Origin of the sequence: Bradyrhizobium sp. CCGUVB23, assembly GCF_024199885.1 — a bacterium.
Lineage (GTDB): Bacteria > Pseudomonadota > Alphaproteobacteria > Rhizobiales > Xanthobacteraceae > Bradyrhizobium.
Genome location: NZ_JANADQ010000002.1, coordinates 126,965 through 139,243, shown reverse-complemented (window position 1 = coordinate 139,243; position 12,279 = coordinate 126,965). Strand labels below are relative to the sequence as shown.

General features: G+C 60.9%; 9 protein-coding genes and 1 pseudogene. 6 read left to right on the top strand and 4 right to left on the bottom strand.

Features of this window, described 5'->3' with window-relative positions; genetic code table 11:
• Window positions 1-162: 162 nt before the first annotated feature.
• The 3 genes from NLN62_RS48675 to NLN62_RS48665 all read right to left on the bottom strand — a co-directional run bounded on the left by NLN62_RS48675 (window position 163) and on the right by NLN62_RS48665 (window position 3,731).
• The gene (locus NLN62_RS48675; protein WP_254106675.1) at window positions 163-492 is read right to left on the bottom strand and encodes a hypothetical protein; all 330 of its coding nucleotides are present in this window, start codon (window positions 490-492) and stop codon (window positions 163-165) included.
• An 854-nt stretch (window positions 493-1,346) separates the two neighbouring features.
• Window positions 1,347-1,688, bottom strand: a complete 342-nt coding sequence (locus NLN62_RS48670; RefSeq protein ID WP_254113959.1) for a hypothetical protein — start codon at window positions 1,686-1,688, stop codon at window positions 1,347-1,349.
• Window positions 1,689-2,588: 900 nt separating this feature from the next.
• On the bottom strand, window positions 2,589-3,731 hold the full coding sequence (locus NLN62_RS48665; RefSeq protein ID WP_254113958.1) for a YncE family protein: 1,143 nt from the start codon (window positions 3,729-3,731) through the stop codon (window positions 2,589-2,591).
• A gap of 537 nt (window positions 3,732-4,268) precedes the next feature.
• Between NLN62_RS48665 and NLN62_RS48660 the strand changes: the two genes are divergently transcribed.
• Window positions 4,269-5,612, top strand: a complete 1,344-nt coding sequence (locus NLN62_RS48660) for an IS1380 family transposase (RefSeq protein WP_254113927.1) — start codon at window positions 4,269-4,271, stop codon at window positions 5,610-5,612.
• 159 nt (window positions 5,613-5,771) lie between these two features.
• Here NLN62_RS48660 and NLN62_RS48655 read toward each other — a convergent pair.
• Window positions 5,772-6,566 (bottom strand): annotated as a pseudogene (locus tag NLN62_RS48655) (hypothetical protein); the annotation flags it as partial.
• A gap of 96 nt (window positions 6,567-6,662) precedes the next feature.
• Here NLN62_RS48655 and NLN62_RS48650 point away from each other — a divergent pair.
• The 5 genes from NLN62_RS48650 to NLN62_RS48630 all read left to right on the top strand — a co-directional run bounded on the left by NLN62_RS48650 (window position 6,663) and on the right by NLN62_RS48630 (window position 12,138).
• A complete protein-coding gene (locus NLN62_RS48650; protein WP_254113956.1) occupies window positions 6,663-7,082 on the top strand; it encodes a transposase in 420 nt (139 codons plus the stop codon).
• Window positions 7,076-7,396 (top strand): IS66 family insertion sequence element accessory protein TnpB, encoded by a 321-nt coding sequence (gene tnpB / locus NLN62_RS48645; protein ID WP_254113955.1) that lies wholly within the window; start codon window positions 7,076-7,078, stop codon window positions 7,394-7,396. The genes NLN62_RS48650 and tnpB overlap by 7 nt, the downstream gene beginning before the upstream one ends.
• Before the next feature lie 357 nt (window positions 7,397-7,753).
• Window positions 7,754-9,841 carry a recombinase family protein gene (locus tag NLN62_RS48640; protein ID WP_254108388.1) on the top strand — a complete coding sequence of 696 codons (2,088 nt, stop codon included), beginning with the start codon at window positions 7,754-7,756 and terminating at the stop codon, window positions 9,839-9,841.
• Window positions 9,842-9,961: 120 nt separating this feature from the next.
• Complete coding sequence (locus NLN62_RS48635; RefSeq protein WP_254113954.1) at window positions 9,962-11,539, top strand: IS66 family transposase; 1,578 nt, start codon at window positions 9,962-9,964, stop codon at window positions 11,537-11,539.
• Complete coding sequence (locus NLN62_RS48630) at window positions 11,536-12,138, top strand: plasmid pRiA4b ORF-3 family protein (RefSeq protein ID WP_254113953.1); 603 nt, start codon at window positions 11,536-11,538, stop codon at window positions 12,136-12,138. The genes NLN62_RS48635 and NLN62_RS48630 overlap by 4 nt, the downstream gene beginning before the upstream one ends.
• The last annotated feature ends 141 nt before the right edge of the window (window positions 12,139-12,279 follow it).

The following is a 12,279-nucleotide window of genomic DNA, read 5'->3' as shown; positions in this document are numbered from 1 at the left end:
TCAATGATCTTTCCATGCCCTGAGCGGCACCACGTTGGCTGGCAAAACAGGCTGCCCGACTGAAGGCCCGGCCGGCCCCCATCCTACCAAGGCGCTGCTCATTGGGACCCATCAGACCCGGTAGTTGAGACGACGACCGCGTCGGCTCGCACGGGTGTGGCGCTACCCTGCACTGATCTCGTCCAGCGCTTCCGCGAGCGTCCTCAGAAACGGTTGATGCCAATCATATTCATCAGACAGCAGCCAAGGCGGTAGGCCGGCGACGTAGCGGCTCAGAGCGATGACGCCCGCAAGCGTGGTTGGTTTGGAGTGGATAAGCACGTCTGCGTACTCTGCGAGAGCCAACCTCCTTGCCTCGCTGATTGCGTCGGCCACATCAAATTCGGGGCCTTCGACAAGTTTCGCGGATATGGATGCCGCGGCATCGTGTTGCGCGGAAAGCGCGCGGTGATGCTCAATCACATCAAAGATCGAATCTAGTTCAGTCGCCATGGCGCATTTGCCCCAGGCCGCATGAGATCGGCACCAACCAATCCTGGTAGGCGCTTGGAGTCCTTCTCCGCGATAAAACTTGGCAGCCCCCGTGGATTACGCGCAACCCCAAGTCCCGGGGGCCAAGGTGGTCAGCTTTGCCTATTCCAGTCGGCAAGCAGGGGGGCAACGCTGGCCACCGGCGTTTGCGGCGCGTGGTAGGAACAGCGCTTCCTGTGGTCCACTACGCAAGCGCCGAGTCACCGCCGCTAACTTCACTGGCAGCGCGGGCGTGGTAGGGACAGCGTCGGCTTTCTTTGCATGTTTCCCCGACGCCGAGTCGCGCCCGCGCTGCTTCCGGGTCGTCAAGCCACTGGCGACGACCAGTCCTGGGAGTTGTGCCAGTGAAGTGTTTCCGGACGATACATCCAGCGGTCAGCTTCTGCCGCTTGAGGCTAGGCCGTTAGAGTTAGCGGGGGCGTGATAGGGACAGCGCCGTATCTCCATCGGGCGCCGAGTCATGCCGCCGCTAACTTCTATACTGTGGGTCGAATGGACGGCGATCACCAACAGGACAAACCTTCGCGCGCCGAGCTGAGGCGTGCGGAGCGGATAAAACGCCCCGACCAGATCGACCCGCGTGGTCCCACAAAGGCCGACGCAGCCTCCTACTGTGGCTGCTCCGAGGGCGCGTTCAACACGTAGATTCAGAACGGTATCGTCTCCGGCACTCACCGATGGGATCACAACGCGATTGATTGGTATTTGGACCGGGCTTCCGGTCTGCCAAGCGAATCGACTCCATCCAGCGATCCGTTGGCGGACTGGTTGGCCTCTAAACGTGCGGGCCGGTGATCTGCTCGCACCCAATTGTGCTACCGCGTTAGACGCGCGGCGATCATCTCCTGCACGTCGTTGCGGCTGTACGGCTCGGACAGGTTTTCCGCTTCGAAGCTCTCAAACGGTCGGTCGTGGAACGGTTTGTGGGTGCGCCCGTCGAAGCGTAGCACGCGGTCCTCGCGCTCGATTTGGTAGTTTGCAAAGAAACCTTCGCCCGTGAGACCGTAGCGAACGGCGTGTCCGTTATTGGCCACCAGATTGCCGAGTACGCCGCGGAAGTAGTTCGGATCAGTAATACGCTCGTGTGGGTGCATGAATGTCGTCCTGTAATCCATCACCAGCCTATTGGCGGGATTGCCCGCGCGCGTGAAGGGCATCTTAGCCCATAGCCATGGATTAGGCGGCCACCAATCCAGGTAGGTGCCCGGTGGTACTTCTTGACAATATTGCTTGGCAGCACCCTTGGGAATTGAGCCTCTCGGGGGGCGGAGGTGGTCAGCCTTGCTAATCCAAGGGCGAAGGCTGGCTACCGAAGTTTGCGGCGCGTGGTAGGGACAGCGCTTCCTGTGGTCCACTGTGAATGCTGATCGGAAAATGACCCCCATCGGCGTCGTCGGGACCCCTTCAGGCCATTGATTTCATTGAATTGAAACGATGGGACCCCCACGCCGATCATGGTTGAGACCCCACGCTAAAACACAGGCAGGCTTACGCATCCCGCTATGAAAGCTCCGACGACGTAAGCATCTCGCAAATTATCGATTCCTAGCGGCTGGGAGCGGCTGGGAGCTACTGCACCTCGTGGGTTGGAAAGTGACTAGCGCAGATCCAGCGCCATGCTGATCCACATCCACAAGGCGAGAGCCGCACCGGCGGCAATGCCGAGCCACAAGGCCGCCTCGGGCAATAATTGTTTGATTCTTGTAATCAGAGTTCGCCCCCGCTCTGGCTGTACTTGGGACGCGCCTTCGATCGGGCGCGTCCCCTAGCCTTCGAACTGAACCTGGCTTGCGGGCGAGCGTGCAGGGTTGGCTCAAAATAGGTGCGCATCCGGCGATGGCCCCGGTTCGGCCGTTTGGATCGTTTTCTGACTATGCGCAGAAACTTTTTTCCGACGGATCACGCCCCGAAAGACTAGCAGCGAGCCTCAATTGGGAGTAGGGCCAAAGCCGCCAGACGCGTCTGATGCGCTCCCGATAACGGCGCGGAGCGCCGAACTCGCAGGTAGACCAAGGCCGCGCACATAAAGCAGGCCGGCAGAACAGGTGCGCACGGCTCTACCGAGCTGGCGCACGCATGGACGCCGGTTGGCCCGGCAGCTTCAACCTGGACCCCGTCTCGGTCAGCTTGCCGCCAGCGAGGTCAAATACCTGCAGGTCCCTGTCGACATAGTTGGCCACATAGAGGTAGTCGCTGTTTGGGCTGTAAGCGACGCCCTCCGGCAGGCGGCCAAGCGGCGCGCGCGCTGTTACCGTCAGGCTACCGCCAGTGCCGATCGACATCAAAACGAGTTCGCCCCTCTTAGTCGAACTGCCAAGCAGCAGCGGGGTAGCTGCAGTCTTCCCATCGGGCGCTATCGCGAAACCTTCCGGTCCGACACCAGGGCTCATCAAGTCGACCACGTGGGGATGTGGGCCGGTTGCTTCGATAATCACCGCCGCATCAGCGTTGTTCTTCAGTGCGCCGGTGTTTGAGGCAATGACGTATTTTCCGTCTGGCGTGATGTCGATGTTGTAAGGATTGAATGCCGAAGGAATGTCCATCGAATTGTCGTAGGTGACGTCTTGTCCATCGATTGCCAACACGCCGATTTTGTTCGCGAGATTGAGGCAGACGAAGGTACGCTCGCCGTCAGGCGCGATGACTACGGCCGCGGCCTGCTGCTCCAGCGGCACTTCGCGGACGGCTTTGACCGTCGTACCCTGGATCGAGACAACAGAGACACTTTTGCCCTCTCGGTTGGCAATCAACGCGAGATCGCCCCTCTTCGAAATCGACAGGCCCGACGGCTGCCGTCCGACGGTAACCGCATCGATCACCTTCGGCGGGGCCGCAGTGAGGTCAATCACGTACAATTTGTCATCCGGGACCGTTTTCCAAGCGTTGCCCTCCTGAATGTGAACCACGGAATTGGCGACTAGGCCCAACTTGCCGTCCGGTGTGATCTGCAAATTGGTGGGCGGCCCCAGCAGGGAGTTCGCCACCGGCACGCTGGCGCGAATCTTGGGTTTGGCGGGGGCGGAAACATCAATGACTAGCACGGCGTCGTTACCCGGAGCGCCCTTCGTTTGGCCCTCAGGACCATAGGTGATCTTGCTGTCAAGTCCGATCAGGATATCGTTGGTTCCGGCCTGCGCCGAGCCGCTGCCGCCGATCAGGCCAACAAGGTACATGGCACAAAGAGCATTGCGTAGGTTCATGATGCGTTTTCGTTGCGCCATTTCTAAGTGAGCCTTCACCTTTCGCGCAGCATTGATAACTGGCACCTCTTACCGCGCTCAGGCCGCGCAGCCACGTGACCACCTCGGGTCATGAACGCCAAGCATCGAGTGAGCACACTGCGTCTGCTCTCGGGCGGATAGCATTCCCCGCTCCGTCTGCGGTCCCTAGTCCTGTGAATGTACAACGAAGGCGATTGAAACAGAAAAGTCCACCCGCCAAAAATGAGGGGGAATGATAAGCCGGAGTCACCGCACATGATCTCTGGGGGATAATCAGGTGCAATATCGTCTCTGCATCGCGAAGTGGCCGAGCCGGTAGCCTTGTAACAGACTGCGCCAACGGTATCCTGGAATCGCTCGAGCGCGGAAAGTACGCCCTGCAACTAGCCTAATAACCCGTCTTATTCGCGAGAGGGCGCCTGAGAGGCTGGCGAGCGTGGTGTAAAGCGCTGATGCGGCGTAGGATTCGGTTGCGAAGCCAATCCCATCACCTCAACCGCGAACGCCACGCCCGCCATGACCGATGATACGATTTTGCCCTTCTCGTTTCCAGCCGTTCACGCCAAGAAAGTCACAGCTGCCTTCGATGGTGGACGCCTAACCTCGAATGGGGGCGTGATGCTTCTGGCGATGGCCGAGCGGCGTCTCGGTTTGGCCGACAATTTGGCCCGGGTGTTCCCGGATCGGCGCGATCCGACGCGGGTCGTGCACAGCCTTGTCGATATGTTCCGCGCGCGCATGTTCGCGATCTGCTGCGGCTACGAGGACGCCGACGACCTCGATCATCTGCGGTCCGATCCCGCATTCAAGCTGGCCTGCGGACGGCTGCCGGACAGCGGTCGCGATCTGTGTTCCCAACCGACGCTGTCGCGCCTGGAGAATGCTCCGCGCCTGCGCGACGTGATCCGACTGACCTACACTTTGGTCGACGCATGGATGGATAGCTACCCGCGCGAGCCGGCATCCGTCACGCTCGACATCGATGATACCTGCGATGTCGTCCACGGCCATCAGCAGCTCTCGCTGTTCAACGCTCATTATGACGAACGCTGCTTCCTGCCGATCCACGTCTACGACACGGAGAAGAGCCGGCCCGTGGCGGTCGTGCTGCGGCCCGGCAAGACGCCGGGCGGCGTCGAGGTGCGTGCCCATCTGCGCCGCCTGATACGGCATATCCGGACGCGGTGGCACAAGACGCGAATTACGTTCCGTGGCGACGGGCACTATGCTCGGCCGGAGGCCATGACGTGGTGCGAGAACAACGGCATCGACTACATCTTCGGTCTGTCCGGTACCAAGCCTCTCGCCAGAAAAGTCGACGAGGTCGCCGACGACATTCGCACGCGACGCGCCATCGAGAACCTGCCTGTTCTGCGCGGCTATACCGAGACGCGCCACAAGGCAAAGTCCTGGGATCACGAACGGCGCACTGTCGCCCGTATTGAGGCGACGATGCTCGGCCTCGACATCCGCTTCGTCGTCACCAGCCTCGATGTCGGCTCGGCCGAGTGGATCTACGACAGCCTGTATTGCGCGCGCGGCCAAGCCGAAAATCTGATCAAGCTGCATAAGACGCAGCTCGCCTCCGACCGCACCAGTTGCCGTTCGGCGCTCGCCAACCAGGTCCGTCTCGTTCTCCACACCGCCGCTTATTGGTTGATGCTTACCGTGCGCGGCGCCATTCCCAAAGTCCGGGAATTGGCCACTGCCGAGTTCGCGACGCTGCGTCTTCGTCTCTTGAAAATCGCAGCCCGGGTCGTCGAAACCGCGAGCCGCATTCGCCTTGCGTTCGCCGCGGCATGCCCCGAAGCCGACCTCTTCCGCAGCTTGCCCGGCGCGCTGCTCCCGCTAGGCCCGTAACCGACCGGGCCTGCGCCCGCTCACCCGCCCCACTCCTCCAACGCGTACAAAACAGCTTGATGTAGAACCCGGTGACAAAAGGCCGGACGGTCACCCACGCCAGCCGCCAGCCCTCGTCAGACGTCAAGAACGACCGTGCTCTCGTGAATAGATCGGGCTAGCGATGAGCCTCTCTCCCGGCAGATGCAGCGGACGCGGCACGAATCCGATCTCGCGCGTGCCTTTGTCATCATAGTCGTAAATGTCGAGCGCCCAGTGCGCGTACATGCGTTCGGCAGAAGCGCTCGATTCGTCCCAATCCTGGAAAAAGCGATTCTCCCGTGGCACGTACTCGAACCAGTCCGGCACCAATTCCAGGAACGGCGTCTCGGTCGTGCCCTCTCGCGTCACTTCCCGCACCACCCGGCGTTCCATCTCCGGCCGCTGCGCCTCGCGCTTTTCGCGCTCGAGGCGCGCGCACCGAGTCAGGAAGCTCCGGACATGGACGACGCCGCTTCCGGCGCGGCCAAGCATCCGAAAGACCGGACCTTCGATGACATTGTTATCGGAGATAGCGTCGTGCGCGATCCATGACGGGTCAAGCAATTTGTCCTTGCCCCAAGGGCGGTATGTGGGATTGACGATTGGCCCGGCGCGCCATTCGACTTCCCGGCCGAGACGGATTTGCACATAGTCCGCGGCGCCCGGTCCAGTCGGCGCGAAGGCGTACACGCTGTTACCGTGCCACTCCGAGATCTGAAGATTGCTCTCGCGCAATCGTGTCCAGAGGGCGCCAATGTCGTCGTTGTCCTTGGCGAGCTCGGCTTCCATCCACGGCCGGTATTCTGCGATCCGTGTCCCGTCGGCGCCGATCACCGAGCGCGTATCGCGCCAATACCGGTCGTCGATGCTGACCGCCGAAAAGGAAAATCCCGGAAACGCCTCCGTCAGCGCGGCGGCCAGCGCCGATTCGTCGTAAGCGGGGCTCCGAGGCCCATCAGATTGTTTGTGCGTAGACCTGTGAGCACCGTTAGAAGAGTAGAAGAGTCATCTTCTGCAAGGGTGCTCACAATGGACGACCATTCGGACGACATAAGACGACCGTCGCCGCGTATCGAAGTGTATGCTGGCGCAGGCCGGAAGCAGTGGCCGGATGATTTGAAGGCCCAGATTGTCGCGGACAGCCTCGAGCCAGGCGCAGTTGTAACAGATATCGCCCGCCGCCATGGCTGCCGGCCCCAGCAGGTGCATGACTGGCGGCGCCGGGCGCGTTCAGGTCAACTGGTGCTGCCCGCCTCGACGGATACAGTATCATTCGTGCCTTTGGTTTCGGAAACGTCACTGCCGGCGACTGCCGCGCCCGCCGGATCACCGGAAGCTGCGGCTGTTACGGTTGAGTTCCTGGGGGCACGGGTGGAGGTGCGCGGAACGCCTGGGCTTGCCGTGCTGAGTGATGTGTTTGTGGCCTTACGCCGGACACGTTCATGCTGACGGCTCCCGCTGGCTTCATGATTTACGTTGCGACCCGACCTGTAGACTTCCGGAAGGGCGCGGATGGCTTGGCGTTGTTGGCGAAGGAGACGCTGGGCCACGATCCGATGAAGGGCGTGGCGGTGGTCTTCCGTGCGAAGCGCGCTGATCGGGTGAAGATCGTCGTCTGGGATGGCAGTGGCCTTGTGCTGTATTGGAAGCGGCTTGAGAGCAGCGCCTTCAAGTGGCCGCCCGTTGTTGACGGCGTCATGCGGATGAACGCCGCGCAGCTGTCGGCGCTTCTCGAATGCATATGGGGATATCCCTGCTGGTGAGTCTGATGAATCATCGGCTGAGGTGATCCAGGTTCTGGATCCGCGACATCCTCTGTATGGGCGCACATTCCGTGTGATCCGCCGTTCGACCCATGTGGGCGGCAACCTACCGCCATCCTATGAAGTCGAGCACCGGAGAGGGTCGAGTTTATTCATCTCGATTGCGGCGACAGAACAGTGTGATTTAGCGAAGAATCAGACCAAACTGAGCATCGAGTCGCTGCAGGATCTGGTTTCAGTGGCTGAATGTCTCAACGAGCATGAGTGTAGACCCAAAGGATCTCTGGATGCTGCTAACGCCGGCCTTGCGGCGTCAGATCATCGACGATGTCGCCGCGGTTCTGGCGGAGGTCTTTCATGAAGTCCGAACTGGTCAAACCGATGCACCTGGCGCGCAAAGCGGTCGTTTACATTCGACAGTCGACGCCCCACCAGATGGTGAGCAATCAGGAAAGCCTGCGACTACAATACGCGCTTCAGCAACGCGCTCACGAACTTGGATGGCATAAGGCTGATATCGAGGTGATTGACGCTGATCTCGGTCTGAGCGGCGCGTCTGCGGCTAAGCGGAGTGGCTTCAAGGAGCTTGTTGGTCGTGTCGGGCTCAATGAAGTAGGTTTGATCCTGTCGATCGACGTGACGCGCCTGGCGCGCAACTGTTCCGACTGGTATCCACTCCTGGACATCTGCGGGCTGCAGGGTTGTCTCATTGCGGATCGAGACGGTGTCTATGATCCCGGCAGTGCGAATGGTCGCCTGCTGCTTGGGTTGAAAGGGACGATATCGGAGCTCGAACTACACACGATCCGTAGCCGCCTGACGGCCGGACTTCTTGCAAAGGCCGAGCGCGGCGAGCTCGCGCTCACCTTGCCGATCGGCTTCATACGTGATCCGAGCGGTGTGGTCGTTAAGGATCCCGACATCGCGGTCCAGGAGCGGCTTGGGCTCGTGTTCCAGATGTTCCTGAGCTTCCGTACCGTGGCCAAGGTCATGCGTGTATTGAACGATCGCAAACTCGACCTACCACGCCGCGACCGACATGGCGATCTACGTTGGGCACAAGCAACACTGGCGGCGGTATCGACGATCCTGAGGAATCCCGCCTATGCTGGCGCCTTTGTTTACGGACGAACCCGCACCCGCGCTGGGAGACGTGAAGGTCGTTCATCAATCAAAATCGCCCGACCGATGGAGGACTGGCGGATTGTCGTTAAGAATCGATATCCCGCCTATATCGACTGGCTGACGTATGAAAAGATCCGCTTTATCATCAGAGACAACCGAGCCGAATACATGCGTATCAAAACAAGAGGAGCTCCTCGCGACGGTGATCTTCTGCTACATGGCATTGCCTGGTGTGCACGCTGTGGCCACAAACTGTACGTGCGCTACAAGAGTGGCGGTGAATACGTCTGCAATCACCTGCACACCCACAAGGGCTTGCCGGCATGCCAGCACATCCGTGCCGCGCGCATCGACGCGGCTGTGGCTGATGCGTTTTTGACGGCGCTCGCACCGGCCGAACTTGACGCACTCTCGAAGGCCAGGCGTGCCCAGCATCAGACGGATGCGGCGCTGCGCGCCAGCGCCGAACGCCAACTCGAACGGAAGCGTTATGCTGCGGCACTGGCCGAGCGTCAGTTCAATCGGGTCGATCCCGACAATAGGCTTGTTGCCAGTGAACTTGAGCGTCGATGGGAGGCAGCCTTGAACGAAGTCCGGGCGGCCGAGGAAGAACTCACCCGACAAGCTCCTCCCCAGCCCGTCGCTTCAATGGTGATAGGCAAGGTCCTCCACAGCAAGGTTGTTAGTCTCGCCGGCCGTCTGCCGCAGATATGGACGGACGCATCGACGACCGACGCGCAGCGCAAAGCTCTGCTGCGCTGCCTCGTTGAGAAGGTCGTTCTTGATCGCGGTGAACGTGACATCGCTCGGGTCAGGATCGTCTGGCGCGGCGGCGCAGTAAGCAATCTCGAAGTGAAGATGAAGGTCAACTCCTTCGCTATGCTCACGCGGGGGATGGAAATGCGCAATCGTCTGCTCGATCTGGCCCGTGACGGTATGCCCGACGATGAGATCGCCGCCGTCCTAACCAGCGAGGGGCATCGCTCGCCAAACTGTGCCGACAGGGTTCTGCCAATCACGGTGCAGCGGACTCGGCTTGCCGCCGGAATCAGGGTCGCCGTGCAGCGCAATAGGTGGTCCCACGCATCCAACTTGCTTAGCCCGCCGGAATTAGCTGCCAAGCTGAAGATTCCCGTCAACTGGCTCTATGTGCAGATCAGGCACAAGCGTCTTCTGATCGATCGTCATTCAACAGGAGCCTACCTCTTCCCCGACAAGCCGTCAGTGCTCAAGGCAATCCAAAACCTGCGAAACCACACTCTCAGTCGCGTAGATCTCAGAATCTGTCCGCCTCACCAGGAGGGGCATCAACATGCGTAATCGCTGGCCGGCATGGATTGGACACGCATGCACGCGCCTCGAATCCCGCAACCGAAAGCACTTGCGTAGGACATAAAATCTTCGCTGCATCGCGGCGCGAAGCATGGCAGACTCGGGCCAATGAGTGATTTGCCTGATGAGCTGCCGAGCGATCCAGCCGAGTTGCGTGCCTTTGCCGCGGCTCTGCTGGATCGCTGTGCTAGGCTCGAGCGGTTGCTCAAGCTTGCAAAAGATGCGCAGTTCGGTCGATCGTCGGAAAAGCTGGACGCTGATCAGCTCCAGCTTGTTTTGGAGGATATCGATCAGGCCGTCGCGGCTCTCGAAGCAGCCGAGGACCGCGCCTATCCCAAAACATGCGAGAAAACATGCGAGAAGAGAGCTGCCGAGCGCAGGGCCAATCGTGGTCAGCTGCCGGAGCATTTGCCACGCATCGTCGAAACGCTGATGCCGGCTGCAACCTGCTGCCCGTCCTGCAAAGGCGATCTCGTTGAGATCGGCAACGATGAGAGCCAGAGGCTGGACGTCGTTCCGGTGCAGTACCGGGTGATCGTGACCCGCCGTCCCAAACTGGCGTGCCGCGCCTGTCATGGCGTCGTCCTTCAGCACGCCGCGCCGGAACGATTGATCAAGGGGGGATTGCCGACCGAGCGGCTCGTCGCGCATGTGATCGACGCCAAGTATCATTGGCATTTGCCGCTCTACCGTCAGGCGCAGATGTTGGCGACGCACGGTATCGCCATCGACCGTTCCACGCTCGCCTTCTGGGTCGGCTATGCCGCCCAGGAATTGAAGCCCTTGTGGCATCGTCTGCGCGAGCTGCTGATCGCCTCCCCGAAACTCTGTGTCGATGAGACCCCGGCGCCGGTGCTGGATCCGGGGCGCGGCAGGACCAAAACCGGCTACTTCTGGGCGCTCTCGCGTGACGACCGGCCGTGGGCCGGGCCTGATCCGCCTGGGGTGGTCTACGCCTATGCACCGGGCCGTGGGGCCATCCATGGCTTGAGGCTGCTTGAGGGCTACCGCGGCATCATCCATTGCGATGGCTATGAGGCCTACAAGACCATGACCCGGACGACGCGTGCGGACGCCCTGTCCGGTCCGCTCGCCTTCTGCTGGTCGCATCTACGGCGCCAGTTTGTGAAGATCGAACGCGAGGCTTCGCCGGCACCGGCTCCGGTTGCCCGTGAGGCCCTCGAGCGCATCGCCCAACTCTACGCGGTCGAGAAAGCCCTCCGCGGCCGATCTGCTGACGAGCGCCGCGCGGGCCGACAAGCGCATGCCCGGCCTCTGGCTGCAGCCTTGAAGCAGTGGTTTGAGGCAACGCTTGATCACCTTGCGCAGAAGAGCGACACGGCGAAGGCTTTGCGTTATGCGCTGCGTCATTGGGACGGCCTGACACTTTACCTTGATGACGGGCGCATCGAGATGGACACGAATGCGGTCGAGCGTGCGATGCGGCCGATCAAGCTCAACGCCAAGAACTCCCTTTTTGCCGGTTGCGACGAGGGCGCCGAGAGTTGGGCAGTACTAGCTTCGTTAATCGAGACCTGTAAGCTCAATAGCGTCAGCGCCGAGCACTGGCTCTCCGACGCCCTCGCAAAGCTCGTCAACGGCTGGCCTGCGGCGCGACTGGACGAACTGCTTCCATGGGCGTCGACCTCCACGATGCATGCACACAATCCGAGGCTGGCGGCATGAGCCCCAACGAGACCGCCGTCCGGATCAAGGTGACCCTCAAGGACGTGAAACCGGAGGTGATGCGATGCCTTGTCGTGCCGCTCACGCTACGCCTTGATCGGCTGCATCTGACGCTTCAGGCGGCGTTTGGCTGGACAGACAGCCACCTCTTCGGGTTCCTCGCTGGCGAAGGACATTGGGGCATCCCCGATCCCGATGGTGATTTTGGTCCCCAGCCCATCGATGCTCGCAAGGCGCGGCTCTGCGATATCGTTCGCGAGACCGGCGCGAAGACGACCCATTATCTCTATGACTTTGGCGACAGCTGGGACCATGTGATCAAGCTCGAAAAATGGTTCGACAACACGCCGACGGACGGTCTGCCACTCTTGCTCGATGCTGCCGGCCGCTGCCCTCCAGAGGATGTTGGAGGTGCGCCCGGGTATGCCGACTACCTCGAAGCCATCGGCGACCCTACTCATCCAGAACATGAAAATATGCGCCTCTGGGGACCCGAACAGTTCGATCCCAACGTCATCGACCGGAAGGCGATCGAGGCCGCCGTCAACGCATTGTCCGCTCTTTCGAAGCCACGCCCGCGCAAGCCGCGATCAAAATAGGCGTCAAGCGCCAATCAAAAGGGTCGCAGAGCTACGCTTACGATTCGTCAGCTCCGGCCGGAAGACGCGCGAGGACCGCCTCCGATCGTGGCGGGATCGGGCAGTCGTGCAGGAATATTCTCCGGAACCTCATCCATGACT